This window comes from Actinomadura sp. 9N407, assembly GCF_044326315.1.
Classification (GTDB): Bacteria; Actinomycetota; Actinomycetes; order Streptosporangiales; family Streptosporangiaceae; genus Spirillospora.
Genome location: NZ_JBIRAW010000042.1, coordinates 1 through 19895, shown reverse-complemented (window position 1 = coordinate 19895; position 19895 = coordinate 1). Strand labels below are relative to the sequence as shown.

The window sequence follows — 19895 nt, the reverse complement described above, 5'->3', positions numbered from 1 at the left end:
GCCCATGGAGCACTACTACCTGATCGCCGCCCGCTGCCTGCTGGCGACGGTGTTCGCGGTGGCGTTCCTCGGCAAGGCGCGCAGCGCCAGGCGCCGCCAGGCCTTCCGGACCACGGTACGGAACCTGATCTCCCGGCGAGCCGCCGGACCATTGGCCGGGCTGATCCTGTGCTGCGAGGCGGCCATCGCCGTGCTGCTCGTACCGCCGGTGACGGCACGCGCCGGATTCGCGCTGGCGGCCGGTCTGCTGTCGGTGTTCATCGCCGGGGTGTTCCGCGCGATCCGGAACGGGATCTTCGCCGAGTGCGGCTGCTTCGGCGACCACAGCGCGGTGCTGGGCTACCCGATCATCGTCCGGAACGGGCTGCTGCTGGCGGTCGCCGTACCGGGCCTCGTCCTGGCCCCCGGCGCCGTCGCGGTGGCCCCGGCTCTCGCGGCGGCGATCGCGGGCGTGCTGGTGGCGATCGTGTACGTCCGCTACCTGGACATCGCGATGGCCCGCGTCCTGGCCTGGCTGAAACCGCGGCTGGTCCCCGAGAGCCGGGAGCCGGGATGATCGAGACGGCCGGACTCGGCAAGCGCTTCGGCCAGGTCAGCGCCCTGGACGGCCTCGACCTCTCCGTACCGCCCGGGTCCGTGCACGGCCTGCTCGGCCACAACGGCGCCGGCAAGACCACACTGATCAACATCCTGGCCACCCAGCTGCGGCCCACCTTCGGCACCGCATCCGTCGCCGGGTACGACGTCGTGACGCAGGCCCGCCACGTCCGCCGCAGCATCGGCCTGACCGGGCAGTTCGCCACGGTCGACGAGCAGATCTCCGGGCGCGACAATCTGGTGCTGATCGCCCGCCTGCTGGGCGCCCGGACCCGCCAGGCCCGCGCCCGCGCCGACGAGCTGCTGGAGACGTTCGACCTCGAAGCGGCCGCGACCCGTCCCGCGCGCACGTACTCCGGCGGGATGCGGCGCCGGCTGGACCTGGCCGCGGGCCTGGTCGGACGGCCCGCCGTGATCTTCCTGGACGAGCCCACGACCGGGCTCGATCCGGAGGGCCGGCTGGCCACCTGGGCGATCGTCCGGCGGCTGGCGGCCGGCGGCCGTACCGTCCTGCTGACCACCCAGTACCTCGACGAGGCCGACCGGCTGGCCGACACGATCACCGTGCTCGCCGGCGGCCGGGCGGTGGCGCGCGGGACGCCCGCCGAGCTCAAGGCGTCCGCCGGCAGCCGGTCGGTGACGGTACGGCCCGGCCGGGCGCACCTGCCCGGCGCGATGGGCGCGCTCCGTTCGGCCGGGATGCGCCCGCTCCACGACGCCGAACGCGGCACCGTGACCGTGCCCGTCAACGCTCCCCGCGACGCCGCGCTGGTCGTCCGGGCCCTGGACGAGGCCGGCATCGAACCGGCCGAGCTGGTGATGGCCGAGCCGACGCTGGACGAGGTCTACCTGTCCCTCGTCGCCCGGGTCAGGACCGAGGCCGGGACCAGGACCGGAAGGGAGCCCGTCTCGTGATCACTGAGACCCGGCCCGTCCAGGCGGATCCGGACGTGGCCTGGACCGGGAGCAACCCGTTCAGCCAGACCCTCGTCCTGGCCGGCCGATCGCTGCGCGCCCTGGTGCTCACGCCCCAGCTGATCGTGACCAGCCTGGTGGCACCGCTGCTCATGCTGGTGGTCTTCAGCCAGATCTTCGCCGGCATCGCGGCGACCCCGGGCTTTCCGGCGGGCGTGCGCTACATCGAGTTCCTGCTTCCGGCGATCATGGTGAACACCGCGATGCAGTCGGCGCTGCAGACCGGGATCGGGCTGACCGACGAGATGCGCGGCGGGATCATCACCCGGCTGCGCTCGCTACCGGTCTGGCCGGGCGCCGTACTGGCGGGCCGCAGCCTGGCCGAACTTGCCCGCGGCGCGATCCGGCTGGCGGTGCTGGTGGTCTTCGCGGCCGCGCTCTTCGGCTTCGCCCCGGCCGGCGGCCCGCTCGGGGTACTCGCCGCCGCCGCGCTCGCCCTGGTGATCGGCGCGAGCCTCGGCTGGATCTTCATCGCCATCGCCTGCTGGATGCGGAGCCTGGAGATGGTGCAGAGCCTGTCCAGCATGGTCACGTTCGCGCTGATGTTCGGCTCGAACGCGTTCGTCCCGCTGGACGGGCTGCCGCAGTGGCTGCGCCTGGTCGCCATCGCGAACCCGATGACGTACGCCATCGAGGCCGCCCGCGACCTCACGCTGGGCCGTCCCGCCGCCGCGGGTGCCATCACCGCCGTCGGCATCGGCCTGGCCGTCGCCGTACCCGCCGCGCTGATCGCCCTGCGCGGCTTCCGCCGTACGCCCTGAGCCCGTTCCCGCCCGGCTCGGAAACTCCCAGCGGAATGTCGGTGATCACCCTTATCGTCCGGGGGCATGACAGCGGACGAGAACGCCTTGGCAGTGCCCGACGAATTGCCAGTGCCCGACGAGTTGGTCATGCCCGACGAGTGGCTGGCGCTCGTCCACCCCCGGCGCGGTGAACCGCTCTACGGGCCGCCCGTCCGGGTCGATCCGGACGCCGTACGGCGCGTACGGGGCATGACCGAGGTGCACCGGTCGCTGATCGAGGGAATGGCGAGCCACCGGGACGCCCATCCGGAGATGACCGAGGCCGTCCGCGCCTGGCTGCGCGGTGAGCCCGATCCGCTGGGCGCGGCGGCCGTCGCCACCGTCCTCGTCGAGAAGCTCGGACTCAGGGACGAGGACACGCGGGCGGCCTTCCTGGACGCCTGGATCGGCGAGCACGGACTGCCCTTCGCCGCCGAGGCGTTCGCCCACCTCAGCGGAATCAGTCTGGGCTTCGCGCCGCCCCCGCCGGGGATGGGCGGCTCGAACCACGTGGTCATGTTCGCCGTCGGCGCCGTCGACGATTCCGGCGAGCCGGTCGCTCCGGAGTCGCACCACGGCGGCATCCGGCGCGCGGGCGGCTGGGAGCGTGGTTGCGAATGGTCGGCCGAGGGGTCGTTCGTGCTGCGGCTTCGCACGCTCCTGGCAACGGCGAGCGATGAGGACTACCGTGAGTCCGTCCGGCGGCTGGCCGTGCACCGCGATCATGCGGCCCAGCTCCTCGATCACGCGGCCGAGCGCCTCGATCATGCGGCCCGGCGCCAGGCGATCTCCTACCTCGTCCCCACCGAGCCGGAATGGCTGGACGAGTGCGTCGCGGATCTGAGCCACCTCACCAGAGCGGGGCACACCCAGCTTCTCTGCTCGGTCTCCACCGCCCACCATGCCGACACCCTCCGCAGTGCCGGACTGTACTGGTACGACCCGCGTCCGGACGTCGTCGCCACCATGGTGCACGCGCTCGGCCCGGCCGCCGCGCGGTTCCTGGGCCGGGCCCTCGGCACGCAGCGCCCCGGCGATGGCTCCGAAGGGCGCCGCGCGGTGCTGGAGGGTCTGGCGATGCTGCCGTCCGACGAGGCCATCCAGATGCTGGCGGAACGGATCGGCGAGGACGACATCAATGCTGCGGTGCGTTCGGCGATGGACCGCTTTCCGGCACGGGCGCTGCGCGTTCTCGGCCGGATGGCGGCGGCCGAGACCACGTCCGCGATGCTGGTGACGGGGCTGCTGCGGCGCTGGCTGCGCGCCGCTCCCGGGCTAGCCGACGACCTGCCCGCCGAGACCCGCAGGACCATCGAACCTCACCTGCCGCGCGCCGCCGTACCGGACGCCGAGGAACTGCCGCCGCTGCTGGTCCAGCCGCCGTGGAAGCACCGTACGAAGGCCAAGGCCAAGGAGGCAGTGCCCGAGCCGCCCCCGATGCCGGAGCCGTCGATGCACTGGGAGCCGGGCGAGCGCGAGGTCTGGGAACGCGCCGATCCCCGGAACCCGCCGGTCTGGACGAAGGAACCGGAGATCGATTGGGAGGTCATCTGGGTGGGATGGGCACCGAAGGTCATGTGGCGCGCCCGGGAGTGGATGCCGCCCATCGTGGTGCGGTTCGGTCTCGACGCGCTGCCGTTGGTCTCCCGGGTGGCCGCGCACTCCCCCGCCAACCACGGTGAGATGCTGCTGCCGTATTTCGGTCCCGAGGTGGCCCGGACGATGGCGCGCTGGTTCGCGCGGCTCAAGAGCGGCCGGACGACGGCCCGCCGCTGGTTCCGGCGGCATGGCGCCGCCGCGGTGCCGCTGCTCCTCCCGGACGCGTTCGGCAAGGCGGGGCCGGAACGCCGCGACGCGGAAGGCGCGCTACGGCTGCTGGCCACCCAGCACGGTGACGAGGCGATCGTCGAAGCGGCCGGGGAGGCGGGGCCCGCGGTCACGGCCCTGCTCGCGCTCGATCCGCTGGAGGTCCTGCCCGCCCGCATCCCCAAGCTCACCTGGGTCGATCCGTCCGAGCTGCCGCAGATCCTGCTCCGGAACCGCCAGCGTGCGCTGCCCGCCGCCGCGACCGGGCACGTGCTGACCATGCTCGCCATGTCGAAGCCGGGCGAGGCGTACGCGGGGCTCGACACCGTCCGCGAGCTGTGCGATCCGGTATCCCTGGCCGAGTTCTCCTGGGCGGTGTTCCTGCACTGGCAGGCCTCCGGCTCGCCCACCAAGGACAATTGGGCGCTGACGCAGCTCGGCCTTGTCGGCGACGACACCACCGTGCGCCGGCTCTCTCCGCTGATCCGGCTCTGGCCGGGCGAGAGTGCGACCGCCAGGGCGGTGAACGCTCTGGAGGTGCTCGCGGAGATCGGTTCGGATGTCGCGCTGACCCATCTCTACATGCTCGCCCGCAAGGGCAAGTACAAGGGCCTGAAGGCCAAGGCACTGGCGAAGGTCCAGGAGATCGCCGAAGCCCGCGGGCTGACGCAGGACCAGCTCGCGGACCGGGCCGTTCCCGACTTCGGCCTGGACGCCGAGGGCGGGATGACCTTCGACTACGGCCCGCGCCGCTTCGAAGTCGGCTTCGACGAGCAACTCAAGCCCTATGTGTTCGAGAAGCACAGCGTCGTCGAGGGGAGCGGCAAGCGGCGCCAGAGCCTCCCGAAGCCCGGCCCATCCGATGATCCCGACCTCGCGCCCGCCGCGTACACGCTGTTCGCCGGGCTCAAGAAGGACGTACGCACGATCGCCGACGGCGAGATCAAGCGGCTGGAATCGGCGATGGTCCGGGGCCGGCGCTGGACCACGACGGAGTTCCGGGACGCCTTCCTCGGCCATCCGCTGCTGTGGCACATCGTCCGGCGGCTGGTCTGGCTCGCCGAGACCGACGAGGGCATCACCCCGTTCCGGGTCGCCGAAGACCGCACGTTCGCCGACGTCGGCGACGAGGCGTTCGTCCCGCCCGCCTCGTCCCGCATCGGTATCGCTCACCCGGTCCTGCTCGGCGAGGCACTGCCCGCCTGGGCGGAGGTCTTCGCCGACTACGAGATCCTGCAGCCGTTCGCGCAGCTCGGACGGCCCGTCCACACCCTCACCGACGAGGAGCGCACCGCGACGCAGCTGGAACGCCTGATCGATCGCGTCGCCCCGTACGGGAAGGTCAAGGGCCTCTCGCAGGGGCACTGGCAGGCCAACGACGGGTACGGCCCGGGCCCGTGGATCGCCCGGCGCGACCCCGCCGGCCGCCACCTCGTCGTCAACATCAGCCCGGGCCTGGGGACCTACATGTACGGGGAGGGCGACGAGCAGACCTACACGGCCATCTGGGCCGGCACCGCTCCCGGCCCGAAGCCGGAGAGCACGGTCCCGCTCGGCGAGATCGACCCGGTCACCCTGAGCGAGGCGCTCTACGACCTGACCCGGATCTCCACTCCCTGACCCCTGCTTCTCCACCCCAAGCGAGAACATTCCATACGGTTTGGTATGGTCGTTCCATACCAAACCGTATGGAATGGTGGTGGCATGACGACGAGCAGGCGGAGCAAGCGGGACGACTGGCTGGACGCGGGGCTGGCGATCCTGGCCGGCCAGGGCGCGCCCGCGCTCACGATCGAGCGGCTGACCGAGCGGCTCGGCCTGAGCAAAGGGTCCTTCTACCACCACTTCGGCGGGATGGGCGGTTACAAGACCGCACTGCTCGCCCACATCGAGGACGTCTGCACGACCCGCCTCATCGACCTCGCAGAACAGGACACCGGCGCCGCTCCCATGGCCAAGCTGGAACGGCTGATGGATCTGGTCGTCTCCGACGTCGGCCACGGCCCGGAACTCGAGGTGGCGGTACGGGCCTGGGCCCAGCAGGATCCGGAGGCGCGCGCCCTCCAGGAGCGGGTCGACCACGCCCGGATCGACTACCTCCGCACCCTCTGGCTGGCGCTCAGCGACGACCCGGACGAAGCCGGCCAGGTGGCGAGCCTCTTCTATCTGATCACCATCGGCGGGGCGCACGTCATCCCGCCGGTCCCCGGGCCCGAACTGCGCGGCCTCTTCGAATTCAGCATGCGGCTCGCCGGCGGCGGCCGTACCCGCTCGCAAAGGAGTTCCGATGACCCCCGACAACAAGATCCGGCCCACTGACGCCCCCGAATCCGTCCCGCCGATCCGTACCGCCGAAGGCGGGCTCGCCAACGGCACCGCCCCCATGAACCGGATGGCCCGCTGGATCCCGTGGGGCATCATCGCCACCGCGTTCATCCACACCGTGTACGCGTTCGTGACGATGTCCGGCGCTTGGGGCGACATCGTCGACGCGGGCGTCTTCAACGGGATCGAGAAGGACGCCGAACGGGAGGCGGCCGTGTGGTTCTTCTACGCGGGCATCGGCCTGCTGGGGTTCGGTACGTTCGCCCTCAAGGAGGTGCGCGCGACCGGCCGCATCCCGCTCCAGATCGCCCTCTACCTCGTCGGCATCGGCGGCACCATGGTCGTCGTGCTGCCCGACTCGGGCGGCTGGATGCTGCTGGTGCTCGGCGCGCTCACGCTGGTCTCGCGGCGCGGCGCCGCCGATCGTCGGTGATCACCCGTACCTTTCGGGCATGAGCACGGATGAGAACGTCCTGGTAATACCCGCCGAGTGGCGGGCACGGGTGCATCCTCGGCGCGGCGGTACGCCGCCCGCCGAGCCCGTCCAGGTGGACCCGGACGCCGTACGCCTCGTACGGGAGCTGACCGGGACGGCCCGGCCGCTGATCGAAGTGATGGCGGCCCATCCGCACACCGAGCCGGAACTGGCCGATTCGGTACGGGCATGGCTGCGCGGCGAGCCGGACCCGCTGGGCGCGGCGGCCGTCGCCACCGCCCTCGTCGAACGGGAGAAGGTCGCCGCCGACCATTGGACGGCCTTCGTCGACGCCTGGGCCGACGAGCACGGCCTGGCCTTCGCCGCTTGCGCGTTCGCGAGCGTCTGCCGGCTCCGCCTCGGCCGCATCCCGCCGCGACGGCCGTCTCCCGGAACGCCCGCCGCCGACACCACGGCCGACGAGAAGTGGCGCAACGGCGGGTTCCTGTTCGCCGCCGTCGACCTGCACGCTTCCAGCCGGTGGTGGATCGAGGAGACGGTCATGCGCCGGCTCCGGACGCTGCTGGCAACCTCGACCGACGATGAGTACCGGGAAGCCGTGGAACGGCTGGCCGGGCAGCGCGGCCAGCGGCACCAGCGCCTGGTCGTCTCCTACCTCGTGCCCACCGAGCTGGGCTGGGCGGACGAGTGCGTCGGCGAGCTCGAGTATCCCGCCGGGCCGGAACAGGTGCTGGTCCACTGCTTCGTCTCCACTACGGCGCAGATCCAGCGGGTCATCAGCACGTCCATGTGGCTGTTCTGGCGCGTGTCGCGTTCCGACGTCATCGCCACCTTGGTGGACGGGGCGGGGCCGGCCATCGTCCCCTTCATCAACGGGGCACTCTGGTACCAGTTCGACGACGAGGACCTCGGTGCCCGCAATGATCTGCTCAGGGCGCTGTCGGTGCTTCCCGCCGACGAGGCGTTGCAGAGCCTGGCAGGACGGATCGGCCAGAAGGACGCCGACGCCGCGCTGCGTCCGGCGATGGACCGGTTTCCCGTACGGGCGATGCGGCTCCTCGCGCCGATCACGGCGAACGGCGGCACGGCCGCGCCGATCGTCTCGGGGATGCTCCGGGCCCGGCTCCGCGCCGACCCCGGCCAGGTGAACGCGCTGCCCGCCGAGACCCGGAAGCTGCTCGAGCCCCTCATGCCGCGCGCCGCCGTACCGGAGGCCGAGGAGCTGCCATCGCTGCTGGTCGAGCCGCCGTGGACGCGCCGTACGAAGGCCAAGGGCAAGGCGTCCGCGCCGGAGTTGCCACCGTTGCCGGAGCCATCGATGCGGTGGGAGCCGGGCGAGCGCCAGGCCTGGGAAAGCGTCTACGAGTACCCGCCGCCGGCGTGGACCACGGAGCCAAAGATCGACTGGGACACCGTCCTGACCGAGTGGGCGCCCGATGCCTTGGGGTGGGCGCCGTCCTGGATGCCTCCCGTCGTGGTGCGGTCCGGCCTTGACGCGCTGCCGCTGGCCCTGCGAGTGGCCACGCACTCCCCCGCCCACAATGGCGACATACTCCTGCCCTACTTCGATGCCGAGGTGGCCAGGGCCATGACGCGCTGGCTGGCGCGGCTCAAGAGCGCCCGGACGATCGCGCGCCGCTGGTTCCAGCGGCACGGCGCCGCGACGGTTCCGCTACTTCTCCCGGACGCGTTCGGCAAAGCCGGTCCGGAACGGCGCGCCGCCGAAGGAGCGCTACGGCTGCTGGCCGCCCAGCACGGCGCCGAAATGGTCATCAAGGCAGCCGGAACCGCCGGACCGGCCGTCGCGACCCTCCTCGCTCTGGATCCGCTGGAGGTCCTGCCCGCCCGCATCCCCAAACTCAGCTGGATCGGCCCGTCCCAGCTCCCGCAGATCCTGATGCGCGGCCGGGAGCGCGCCCTGCCCGCCACCGCGACCGGGCATCTGCTGACCATGCTCGCCATGTCCAGGCCCGGCGAGGTGTACGCGGGGCTCGACACCGTCCGCGAGCTGTGCGATCCGGTATCGCTGACCGAGTTCTCCTGGGCGGTGTTCCTGCACTGGCAGGGCTGCGGTGCGGTGGCCAAGGACAACTGGGCGCTGACCCAGCTCGGGCTGCTCGGCGACGACACCACCGTGCGCAGGCTCAGTCCACTGATCCAGCTCTGGCCGGGCAAGAACGGCACCGCCAGGGCGGTGACCGGTATGGAGGCGCTCGCGGAGATCGGCTCGGACGTCGCGCTGACCCACCTCCACACGCTCGCCCGCAAGGGCACGTCCAAGGGCCTGAAGGCCAAGGCACTGGCGCGCATCGACGAGATCGCCGAAGCCCGCGGCCTGACGCAGGACCAGCTCGCGGACCGGGCCGTTCCCGACTTCGGCCTGGACGCGGAAGGCAGGATGAGCTTCGACTACGGCCCGCGCCGCTTCGAGGTCGGCTTCGATGAGCAACTCAAGCCCTATGTATTCGAGAAGCACAGCGTGTTCGAGAAGCACAGCGTCGCCGAAGAGAACGGTGTCGTCGAAGAGAACAGCGTCGCCGAAGAGAACGGCGAGCGGCGCCAGAGCCTCCCCAAGCCGGGTCCTTCCGACGATCCCGTTCTCGCACCCGCAGCCCACACGCTCTTCGCGGGATTGAAGAAGGACGTCCGTACGGTCGCCGAAGGCGAGATCAAGCGGCTGGAATCGGCGATGGTCGGGGGCCGGCGCTGGACCTTGGCGGAGTTCCGGGACGTCTTCCTGCAGCACCCGCTGCTGTGGCACATCGTCCGGCGGCTGGTCTGGCTCGCCGAGACCGACGAGGGCATCACCCCGTTCCGGGTCGCCGAAGACCGCACGTTCGCCGACGCTGACGATGACGCGTTCGTCCCATCCGCGTCGTCCCGGATCGGCATCCCCCACCCGATCGTCCTGGGCGAGGCGCTCGCCACCTGGACGGAGGTCTTCGCCGACTACGAGATCCTGCAGCCGTTCGCGCAGCTCGGACGGCCCGTCCACACCCTCACCGACGAGGAACGCACCGCGACCCGGCTCGAACGCCTGCACGGCCGCATCGCCCCGTCCAGCAAGGTCAAGAGCCTGACGTTCGGGCGCTGGAGCTCCGACTCCGGGTACGAGCGGCACGGTTCGTGGCTCGCCCGGCGCGACCCCGCCGGCCGCCACCTCGTCGTCGACATCAGCCCGGGCCTGGGCGGCTACGGGGAGGAGGACGGCCAGACCTACACCGCCGTCTGGGCCGGCACCACACCCGGTCCCGAGCCCGTGAACGCGCTCCCCCTCGGTGAGATCGACCCGATCACCTTCAGCGAGGCCGTCCACGACCTCACCCGGATCTCCATCCCCTGATCTGACCAGCCTGAGGTGTCGTAAGCGAGGTCCCGTAAGGGAGGTGTCGTATAAGGGAAGGGGCCGTTCGTCTAGGGGGCAAGGAGGTGGCCATGAAATACGTGCTGATGTTCATCGTGACCGAGCAGTACAACAAGGAACTCGCGGCCAAGAACGAGGAGGAGCTGCAGGCGGCCTATGAGGAGGTGGCGCAGTGGTTCGCCGCCCATGCGGCCGCCATCACCCACCACGCGCACCTGCAGCCCGCCCACACCGCGACCACGCTGCGGCAGGAGGGCGGTGAGTCGATCGTCACCGACGGTCCGTTCATCGAGGGCAAGGAGGTCGTCGCCGGTTACGCCGAGGTGGAGGTCCCCGATCTGGACGCGGCCCTCGCCATCGCCCGCGACTGGCCCGCCTGCCCCATCGTCGAGGTCCGCCCCATCATGTGATGACGGAGCAGGTGATGACCGAGAACCCCGATGACTCCACGGACGTCCATGGCGCCGTCCCTGCCGGTGCCCCTGCTGACGTCCCTGCTGACGTCCATGGAGAGCTGGCCCGCGTGGTGCGCGAGCACGCGGGCCGGCTGGCCTCCTGCCTGGTCCGCGTCCTCGGCGACTTCGCCGCCGCCGAGGACGTCCTGCAGGACGCCATCGAGACCGCGCTGCGGAGCTGGCCGGAGGAGGGCGTCCCGGAGCATCCCGACGCCTGGCTGCTGACCGTCGCCCGCCGCCGCGGCCTGGACGTGCTGCGCCGGCAGTCGAGCTACCGCGACAAGCTGGCCCAGCTGAGCTGGCCCGTCCAGAGCGAGCCCGACGACCGGCTGAAGCTGGTCTTCACCTGCTGCCATCCCGCGCTGCCGCCCGCCGCCCGGATCGCGCTCACCCTGCGCACGGTGTGCGGGCTGACCACCGCCCAGATCGCCGCCGCGTTCCTGGTCCCCGAGACCACCGTGGCCCAGCGCATCACCCGCGCCAAGCGCAAGATCACCGACGCGGGGATCCCGTACCGGATCCCGCCCGATTCCGAGCTGCCCGAGCGGCTCGACCAGGTCCTGGCCGTCATCTACCTGCTGTTCAACGAGGGTTACCTGACCAGCGCGGGCGACCGGCCGCAGGCCCGCGACCTGGCCGACGACGCCGAGTGGCTCGCCGCCCAGCTCGCCTGGCTGATGCCGCGCCAGCCCGAGGTGCTCGGCCTGCTCGCCCTGATCCGGCTCCACCAGGCCCGCGTCACCGCCCGCTTCGACCCCGCCGGCGGCCTGGTCCTGCTGCGCGACCAGGACCGTACCGCCTGGGACCACGACGCCATCGCCCGCGCCACCGTCCTGATCGAGCGCGCCGCCACCCACCACCGGCCCGGCCCGTACCAGCTCCAGGCCGCCATCGTCGCCTGCCACGCCGAGGCCCCCACCTGGGACGACACCGACTGGTACCAGATCGTGGTGCTGTACGACATGCTGCTCGCCCTGGCCCCCTCACCCGTCACCCGGCTGCACCGCGCCATCGCCCTGCACCACCACGCGGGCCCGGAAGCCGCCCTCGCCGCGCTCGACCGGGAACGGGACGCTCTCGACCGCTATCCCCTCCTGCACGCCACCCGCGCCGAACTCCTCCGCGCCCTCGGCCGCCACGACCTGGCCCGGACCGCCGACCAGCGCGCCCTCGCCCTGACCGCCAACCCCGCCGAGCAGGCCCTCCTCGAGCACCGCCTCAACTGGGACTGACCCGCGCAGCACCGGATCCCGGGTGGAGAAGATCGCCGCACGCGGCGCCAGGGATCAACCACGCCGAGGCCCCCGTACCGGCGAGGGTCGCTTCGACCGTCTGAATCACTCGGGTCCTGACCGCTGATCACTCTTTGCAGGAGTATCGGAAGGACGTCGAATCCTGGATCCCCGTGCTGGTCGAAGCCGTGCCGTTCAGGACGGTCAGCGTGGCGGTGAACGTGCGCGTCCCGGGGCCCTCGATGTCCCAGGTGAGGTGGACGGCCGCCTGCTCCTGGCCCTCGGGCATCTCCTGCTCGCGGGGCGGGTCCGGGGCCTTCTGGTCGCTGCGCTTCCACTGGTAGACGATCCGTCCGGACGCCCCGTTCGTGGACAGGACGCCGGTCACATCGACCTGGGAATCGCAGCCCAGTTCGCCTTCGTCGGCGTGCACGTTCACGCCGGTGACCACGAAGTCCGGCGACCGTTCCTCCCGTAGGGACCATCCGGCGGCGGCACCGATGAGACCGGCGCTCACCAGTACGGTCAGCGTCCACAGCGCCCATCGCCGACGGCGCCTGCGCGCACGCGACTTCGGTGGCGGCGGTGTCCAGGTGGTCTGCCACCACTCGGGCAGCGCCTCGGTGTTGTGGCCGCCGTTGGACGACCCGTTCCCAGGAAGCGTCGGGCCGACGGCGGCGGAGTCTGGAGGTGGCTCGGCGGGAGGCCGGTGCGGAGACATCGGGTTGACGCGTGTCGCCAAGGGCGCGTGGAGATCGAGCCGCGTGCGTACGGCATGGCCCGTGTCTGCATGGCCTGTGTCTGGACGGCCCGTGTCGGCGGCGGCCACGCCGAGCAGTTCGAGGAGTCCGGCCGGGGACGGGCGATGGGCGGCGTCCTTGCTGAGCGCGGCCGCGACGGCCTCGTACATGACACCCGTCAGGCCGGTGAGATCGGGCTCCTCCTGCATGATCCTGATGGCCATCACCGGCAGCGTGGCCCCGCCGAACGGGCGGCGGCCGGTCGCCGCGTACAGCATGACCCCGCCCCAGGCGAACACGTCCGACGCGGGCACCGGGTGCGCTTGGAGCTGCTCGGGTGCCATGTAGGCGGGGGTTCCGTGGATCATGCCGTCCCCGGTCAGCCGGGTCGCGTCGACCGCGCCCGCGACCCCGAAGTCGATGACGCGCGCGCCCACCCGCGACAGCAGCACGTTGGCGGGCTTGAGATCACGGTGGATGATCCCGGCCGCGTGAATGCCGACGAGGGCCGCCGCGATGCTGACACCGAGCTGGTCCAGGTCGGCGCCACGCAGCGGCCCTCCCGACTGCACCGACTCCTCGAGGGTGGGCCCGTCGATGTACTCGGTGACCAGGTACGGCTCGGGCGCGCCAGGGTCCGCCGCGATCACCTCGGCCGTACAGAACCGGGGAACCCGCATCGCGCTGTGCGCCTCCCGCCGGAAGCGGGCCCGGAACTCCGGGTCGCCGGCCAGCTCGTCCCGGACCACCTTGATCGCGACGAGCGCGCCGTCCGTACCGCGGCCGAGGAAGACCCTGCCCATCCCGCCGCCGCCGAGCGATCCGACCACCGCGTACGGCCCGATCGTGCGCGGATCGTCGGGCCGCGGCGGCGTGGCCCGGGCGGGCAGGTCTCCCGTTTCCATCCGGGTCCTCCCTGGTCAGGTCGCCGTCGGCGATGCCTTGGCCTGCGGGGCCTGCTCCGGTACGGACGGCGGCGGAGTGGTGGCCTGTCCGGACGGCTCGGGCTTGGACGGCTCGGGCTGCGGCTTGGGACCGGACGGCTCGGGCTCCGGATCCTTCGGCTTCTCCGACGGCGTCGGCGTGGGCTTCGGAGTCGTGGACTCGGGCTCGGAATCGGCGGTGCCGGTCGACTCGGGCGCGGGCGCCTCCGTTCCGGCGCCCACTCCCGTACCGGTGAGCGTGATGTCCACGGCCCGTCCGCCCTCGTCGCTCATGATGACCATCGTGGCCGTCTGCGGCCCGGCGCTCCTCGGGGTGAACCGCACCGTGAAGCCGCACGGCCCGCCATCGCTCGCCGGCGGGCACGCGGTCAGCGTCACCGCGAACTGCCCTTCCCCGCCGACGACGCGCATGTTCTGCTCGTCGTCGCACACGCGCCAGGGATAGGTGAACGCGCCTTCCGCCGTCCGCCCGACGACGACCTCACCGAGATCGTGCGCCTGCTGGTAGGGGAAGCAGTCGGCGGCCACGGCCGTGCCCGTGAGCGGTACGGTCACCGCGGCCTCCCCGTCCTGGTCCGGAACGATCAGGGTGCCGGTGTCGCTGGTCGTGTTCGTCGGGTTGTACGTCACGGTGACCGTGCAGGCCGTCCCGGACGCGGGCGGGCAGGTCGTCGACGACCGGAACGCCGCCGCTCCGTCGATCCTGATCGCGGAGGCGTCATAGCAGCCGTTCCACTCGATCGGGATGTCCCGCGTGGCCGTGCCTCCCACGTCCACGGGCCCGAACGCCTGCGCCGCCTGCGTCACGCGCGGGCACGCCGGAGGCGGCGGCTCCGTGGTCGGAGGCGCTGTGGTCGGGGGCGCCGTGGTCGGAGGTGCGGTGGTCGGGCCTGCGACCGTTGGCGCCGGGCTCGGTTCCGGCGGGCTGACCGGCCCTGGTCCGTCGACCGGACCGGCCGTACCCGGCGCCGGAGTGCCCGACGTGCCGGGAGTGGCCGGCGTGCTCGGTGCCGGGCTCGGGGTCTCGACGGCCGGTGACGGGTCGGCCGGAGGCTCGGACGGTTCCGGCGTGGGAGTGTCGGCCGGGGGTACGGAGGGCGCCGCCGACGGCTGGGGCTTGGCGAGCGCGATCGGTTCCTTGTCGGTGGCGTTGGTGAAGACGAGCGCCAAGGTGGCGGCACCGACGACCACCGCGGAGGCGACCGCGACCGTACCGAAGACCTGCAAGCGGCTGAGCTTGCCCGCATGCCGTCCGCCCCGTACGACACTCGCCCCGAGGCTGCTGTGGCCGATGGCGCTGCCGCCGATGGCACTGCCCGCGATGGCGCTGCCGGCCGTACCGGTGGCGACGACCTGCGGGAACATCGCCGCCAGCGCGCCCGCCGCTGAGGCGAGGAACAGCAGCCCGCGGCGCTCCCAGTCCTCGCCGTACGCGGCGCGCGCGGCCTCTTCCAGCTCGCGGACGAACTCCGCGGCGTCACCGGGACGCAGCGCGGGGTCCTTGGCCATGCCGTGCGCGACCAGCCCGCGCAGCGGCTCGGGCACGCCCGAGATCGGCGGTGCCGCAGTGGCGTGCTGGGCCATCAGCACCATGTCGTTGTCGCCGCCGTACGGCGGCCGCCCGGCCACGCATTCGTAGAACACGCAGGTCGCCGCGTAGACGTCCGTGGCCGGGGTCGCCGGATCGCCGTTCCACTGCTCCGGGGCCATGTACGCGGGCGTCCCGGAAAGCGACCGGTGCCCCATCATCGTCGCGGTACCGAAGTCGATGAGCTTGCTGGTCCCATCGGCCTGGACGATCACGTTCGCGGGCTTGTAGTCGCGGTGCACCACGCCGACCGCGTGCGCGGCGGCCAGGCCCAGCAGGGATCCCTTCAGCACCCGCAGCGCGGCCTCGGGTTCGAGCGTCCGGTGCGCGTGCAGCAGCCGCTTCAGCGAGACGCCCTCGACGGCCTCCATGACCATCGCCACGCCGTCCGGCCGTTCGACCAGCTCGTACAGGCGGGCGACATGCTCGTCGTCGACCGACGCCATGAGCCGCGCCTCGTGCTGGGCCGGAACGCGCGTCCGGTCGCCGGTCACGTACTTGATCGCCACAAAGGCGTCCGAGTCGCCGCGCCGGGCCAGCACCACCCGGCCCTGCGCCCCCGAACCCAGCTCCCCGACCTCGGTGAAGCCGTCCAGCCGCCACGTACTCATCCCTTGCCCCCTGACTCGAGAAGGCCCCGTAAACGCGATCTATAACCGCATGGATATGCCCCGGCTCGCCCCCGTGTTCGAGCTTCACCAGTGCAGCGCCAAAAAATTCAAGGGTCAAGTGGCAGGAGCGAATACCGCATTCTCCGTCCACTTTCGGTCGCGGAATATGATCTTAGTCGGGGAGCCATTTCGGCCCGCAAAAGATCTACGACCCGGTAAAGATCTACGGCCGGAGACGATCAAGCCGCCGATTTTCGGTGATGGCTTCGTGCAGCTTTTCGCCCGAGCAGTTCCTGACCATTTCCTTCAGGAGCGGCGGGCGTGCGGGCGGTGGCGGATTTCCCCCGTCCGGGGGAGCCGGTTCCCGCTCGCGGGCGATGATCGCGTTCCCGTCCGGCTGGGATCTTCGCAACGGACCCGGCGCGCGCTTCCGCTTCCGGGCCGTTCTGGAGGGCCCGCCCATGACCGCTACTCTCAGCCCGGCGCCGCGACGGCCCCGGCGGGCCCGCCCCGGCCGGTGGGCCGCCTGGCCGGTCTGGACGCCGTTCGCGGCCGCGATCTGGGGCGTGCTGCACGCCGTCGTCCAGGTCATCTGGGCGGCGACGGGCACCGCCGTCCCCTGGACCGCGCACAGCCATTACGCACCAATGGTCCAGTTCGGCCTCGCCCTGATCGCCGTCCTGGCCGCCGCGGCCTGCCTGTCCGGTACGAGGCGTCCGGCCAGATCCGGAAACGTGCTGATCGCCGCGACCATCCCGATCTTCGTGCCGGGAATGATCGGCCTGCCGCTCCATTTCGTGACGCTGCTGTCCGGCGCGGGAGTGGAAAGCGCCACGGGCCTGGCCCATGTCCTGCTCAACGCGGGAAACGTCGCCCTCCTGACTCTCAGCGTGGTGACGTACCGTCGCCGCCTGCGCGGCACGTGCGCACGCTGCGGCCAGGCCCACGAACACCCCCGGGGCGGCCGGCTCACGCACCCTTCGGCCTCGTTCGCCTCGCGGCGTACCCGGGTGGTGGTCTACGCGCTGATGTGCGGCATCGTGCCGTGGGCAGGCGTCAAGACCATCTGGACGCTCGGCGGCGACGCGCTCGGCGTCAGCGCCGAACAGTGGCGCGACGCCAACGCCGATGCCCCAGGCCCCGCGAAGGCGCTCGCGTCCGTGGGGATCGATGTCACCGTCCTGGCCGCGATGCTCGCGATCTTCCTGCTCCTCGGCCTGATGTACCGGTGGGGCATGGCGTTCCCCCGCTGGATGCCGTTCCTCTCCCGGCGGCGGGTGCCGCGGCTCCTGCCCCTGATCCCGGCCTGGACGATCGCCGCGAGCCTGTCGGTGTACGGGACGGGGCTCACCCTCTACGCGCCGCTCAGCGCGGTCGGCGTACTGCCGGCGCCCGAGCCGTCGGGCGGTTTCACCGGTACGGGACTGGCCTGGATGATCGAGTTCGGCGGCCTGGCGTTCGCCGGGCTGGGGATCGGCCTCATCGTCGCCGCCCGCTCGTACGCGGCCCGTACCCGCCCGATCTGCGCCGCCCCGGCTCCCCGAACGGCGGGGTGAGACAGCGGGATGCCGTAGCTCGAACAGGCCCGGAGTGAAGGCGGTCAGACCCTGTCCGCATTCGTTCGTACGGTGACGGAAAGCCGACTCGAGCAGGGCCAGCCTCAAGGAGAGACAGATGTCCATAGCCGTCACCACCCCGACCGGGAACGTGGGATCGCGCGTGGTCCGCCTGCTGCTGCAGGCGGGCGTCCGGCCGCGCGTCCTCGTCCGCGACCCGGCACGCCCGGACGACGCGACCCGCGAACGCGTCGACGTGGAGCAGGGCGACCTGACCGACGCCGCGTTCGTCCGCAAGGCGCTGGCCGGAGTCCGGACGGTCTTCTGGGTGGACCCGACCCCGCACACGTCCGAGAACCCGATCGAGACCTCGCAACGGACCGCGGCCGCCCTCGCGGATGCCGCCAGGGCCGGCGACGTCGCACGGGTCGTCCTGCTGAGCAGCGTCGGCGCCGAGAAGCGGCACGGAGCCGGCCATATCGACGGCCTCGCCAGGATCGAGGAGGAACTCGACGGCACCGGCGCCGACGTCCTCCACCTCCGCTGCGGCTACTTCTTCACGAACCTGCTGCTCGACCTCGACGGCCTGGCGAACGGCGTCCTGATGACGACAGCGGCGCCCGACAGCCCGATGCCGTGGGTCGACCCCCGCGACATCGGCGACGTCGTCGCGGCCCGGCTGCTCAGCGACAGCTGGCACGGCCGGAACGTCCAGGCGGTGCACGGCCCCGAGGACCTCACGTACACGCAGGTCACGGAGATCCTCACCGGAGCGCTGGGCCGCCCGATCCGGCTCCAGGTCGTCACCGACGACGACGTGCGCGCCGCACTGCGCTCGGCCGGGATGCCGCCCGGCGCCGTCGAAGGGATCGTCGGCATGACCGCCGGTACGCGCGACCTCGTACCCGAACAGCCACGCGACCTGATCACCACGACCCCGACCACCCTCGCCGCCTGGGCCTACGCACACCTGCGCCCACTCATGGAGCGCTAGGGACGGCCGACCTCGCAAGTCTCCTCATCGCCGGTCGAAGGCACCACACCGGCTGAGGGCACCGCGCCCTCGGAGAGCACCGCGCCGACTGAAGGCACCGCACCGGCTGAGGGCACTGGGGCGCCGATGATGGTGTCCAGGGTGTCGCGAGCGGCCATGAGTTCGTCCATGGCGGCGGTGAGCCGTTCCCGTTCCCGACGCAGGTCGGGGACGAGGCCGAGGCACCCCGGCGTGAGGCCCTGGCCGTCGTCGATCATGCAGGGCAGCAACTCGGCGATCGTGGTGGTGTTCAGACCGGCGGCGAGCATGAGGCGGATCCCTCGAACGGTGACCGCGTCCTCGTCCCGGTACTCGCGGTAACCGCTCGCCTGCCGCTCCGGGGCCAGCAGGCCCTGCTCCTCGTAGTAGCGCAACGACCGCACGCTGGCCCCGGTCCGCCGGGACAGTTCTCCGATCCGCATGTCCGAGTGGTCCCCCGAGTCGACTCTCACGGCTTGACTCTCACGCCAGTGTCAGGGTCCAGCCTATTCCGCATGACACATCAGCATTTCTCCGCACACGCTCCGGTCACCGTCCTCGGCCTGGGCCCGATGGGAACGGCGCTCGCCGAGGCGCTTGTGAAGCGAGGACATCCGCTCACCGTCTGGAACCGGACCCCGCAGAAGGCCGACGGCCTCGTCGGCCAGGGGGCCGTCCGCGCGGCGACCGTCACGGAGGCGGTGGCCGCCAGCCCCATCACGATCATCTGCCTCAAGGACTACCCGGCCATGTACGCGATCCTCGATCCCGTACGCGACGGGCTGCGGGGCCGCACCTTGGTGAACCTCAATTCCGGTACGCCGCGAGAGGCCGGCGCGGCTCTGGACTGGGCGACCGAGCGCGGCGCCGCGTACCTCGATGGCGCGATCATGGTCCCCCCGTTCCAGGTGGGGGAACCCGACGCCGTCTTCCTGTACAGCGGTCCGCAGGACGTCTTCGACGAGCACCGGACGACGCTGGCGACTCTGGGCGATCCCCGGCACCTGGGGCCCGACCCCGGTCTGGCGGTGCTGTACAACACGGCGCTGCTCGAAATGATGTACGCGACCGTCAACGGCTACCTGCACGCCGCCGCCCTGGTCGGCTCCGCCGGTGTTCCCGCGGTCACGTTCGCCGAACTCGCCTTCGGCTGGTTCATGCCGACCGTGGTGGATTCGGTCCTCGCCGAGCAGGCCGCCGACCTGGACCAGGGCATCTACCCCGGTGACGCGGGCACGATGGAGATGAACGTCAACGCACTCGAGCACATCACCCGTACCAGCGTGGAGCAGGGCGTCCACTCCGCCCAACCCCGGCTGATGAAGGAGATGGCCGAACGGGCGGTCGCCGAGGGCCACGGCAGCGACAACTACATGGCCCTCTTCGAGATCTTCAAGAAGGCCGCTCGCTGAAACGGTTGACTCGTGGCGTGTTGGCCTTTGCCAAACCCCCAAAAAGCGAACACCCCCCCA

The 19895-nt window shown here is 71.7% G+C and carries 15 protein-coding genes; 12 read left to right on the top strand and 3 right to left on the bottom strand.

The features are described 5' to 3' along the window. Positions 1-4 precede the first annotated feature (4 nt). The 9 genes from ACH34Q_RS41375 to ACH34Q_RS41335 all read left to right on the top strand — a co-directional run bounded on the left by ACH34Q_RS41375 (position 5) and on the right by ACH34Q_RS41335 (position 11972). Complete coding sequence (locus ACH34Q_RS41375; protein WP_395988676.1) at positions 5-556, top strand: MauE/DoxX family redox-associated membrane protein; 552 nt, start codon at positions 5-7, stop codon at positions 554-556. Further along, on the top strand, positions 553-1512 hold the full coding sequence (locus ACH34Q_RS41370) for an ATP-binding cassette domain-containing protein (protein ID WP_395988675.1): 960 nt from the start codon (positions 553-555) through the stop codon (positions 1510-1512). The genes ACH34Q_RS41375 and ACH34Q_RS41370 overlap by 4 nt, the downstream gene beginning before the upstream one ends. Continuing rightward, a complete protein-coding gene (locus tag ACH34Q_RS41365) occupies positions 1509-2333 on the top strand; it encodes an ABC transporter permease (RefSeq protein ID WP_395988674.1) in 825 nt (274 codons plus the stop codon). The genes ACH34Q_RS41370 and ACH34Q_RS41365 overlap by 4 nt, the downstream gene beginning before the upstream one ends. Positions 2334-2399: 66 nt before the next feature. Next, positions 2400-5780, top strand: coding sequence for a DUF4132 domain-containing protein (locus ACH34Q_RS41360; protein WP_395988673.1), 3381 nt, complete (start codon positions 2400-2402; stop codon positions 5778-5780). 84 nt (positions 5781-5864) lie between these two features. After that, entirely contained in the window at positions 5865-6479 is a 615-nt protein-coding gene (locus ACH34Q_RS41355) for a TetR/AcrR family transcriptional regulator (RefSeq protein ID WP_395988672.1), read from the top strand. Further along, positions 6448-6918, top strand: coding sequence for a DUF6463 family protein (locus tag ACH34Q_RS41350; protein WP_395988671.1), 471 nt, complete (start codon positions 6448-6450; stop codon positions 6916-6918). Before ACH34Q_RS41355 ends, ACH34Q_RS41350 begins: the two co-directional genes overlap by 32 nt. A 19-nt stretch (positions 6919-6937) precedes the next feature. Further along, positions 6938-10264: a DUF4132 domain-containing protein gene (locus tag ACH34Q_RS41345; RefSeq protein ID WP_395988670.1), complete on the top strand. Its 3327-nt coding sequence runs from the start codon at positions 6938-6940 to the stop codon at positions 10262-10264. Between the two features lie 92 nt (positions 10265-10356). Continuing rightward, a complete protein-coding gene (locus ACH34Q_RS41340) occupies positions 10357-10695 on the top strand; it encodes a YciI family protein (RefSeq protein WP_395988669.1) in 339 nt (112 codons plus the stop codon). Further along, the gene (locus tag ACH34Q_RS41335) at positions 10695-11972 is read left to right on the top strand and encodes an RNA polymerase sigma factor (RefSeq protein ID WP_395988667.1); all 1278 of its coding nucleotides are present in this window, start codon (positions 10695-10697) and stop codon (positions 11970-11972) included. The genes ACH34Q_RS41340 and ACH34Q_RS41335 overlap by 1 nt, the downstream gene beginning before the upstream one ends. Positions 11973-12099: 127 nt before the next feature. Here the strand turns inward: ACH34Q_RS41335 and ACH34Q_RS41330 are convergent, their stop codons facing one another. Together ACH34Q_RS41330 and ACH34Q_RS41325 are read right to left on the bottom strand one after the other, a co-directional pair. Further along, positions 12100-13617 carry a serine/threonine-protein kinase gene (locus ACH34Q_RS41330; protein ID WP_395988666.1) on the bottom strand — a complete coding sequence of 506 codons (1518 nt, stop codon included), beginning with the start codon at positions 13615-13617 and terminating at the stop codon, positions 12100-12102. Positions 13618-13632: 15 nt separating this feature from the next. Next, the gene (locus ACH34Q_RS41325; RefSeq protein ID WP_395988665.1) at positions 13633-15855 is read right to left on the bottom strand and encodes a protein kinase; all 2223 of its coding nucleotides are present in this window, start codon (positions 15853-15855) and stop codon (positions 13633-13635) included. A gap of 461 nt (positions 15856-16316) precedes the next feature. Between ACH34Q_RS41325 and ACH34Q_RS41320 the strand changes: the two genes are divergently transcribed. Beyond that, positions 16317-17411 (top strand): hypothetical protein, encoded by a 1095-nt coding sequence (locus ACH34Q_RS41320; protein WP_395988664.1) that lies wholly within the window; start codon positions 16317-16319, stop codon positions 17409-17411. Positions 17412-17529: 118 nt separating this feature from the next. Further along, positions 17530-18405 (top strand): NAD(P)H-binding protein, encoded by an 876-nt coding sequence (locus ACH34Q_RS41315; RefSeq protein ID WP_395988663.1) that lies wholly within the window; start codon positions 17530-17532, stop codon positions 18403-18405. Here the strand turns inward: ACH34Q_RS41315 and ACH34Q_RS41310 are convergent. Further along, positions 18402-18896: a MerR family transcriptional regulator gene (locus tag ACH34Q_RS41310; protein WP_395988662.1), complete on the bottom strand. Its 495-nt coding sequence runs from the start codon at positions 18894-18896 to the stop codon at positions 18402-18404. The genes ACH34Q_RS41315 and ACH34Q_RS41310 overlap by 4 nt on opposite strands. Positions 18897-18938: 42 nt before the next feature. Here ACH34Q_RS41310 and ACH34Q_RS41305 point away from each other — a divergent pair, with 42 nt between their 5' ends. Further along, entirely contained in the window at positions 18939-19835 is an 897-nt protein-coding gene (locus tag ACH34Q_RS41305; protein ID WP_395988661.1) for an NAD(P)-dependent oxidoreductase, read from the top strand. The last annotated feature ends 60 nt before the right edge of the window (positions 19836-19895 follow it).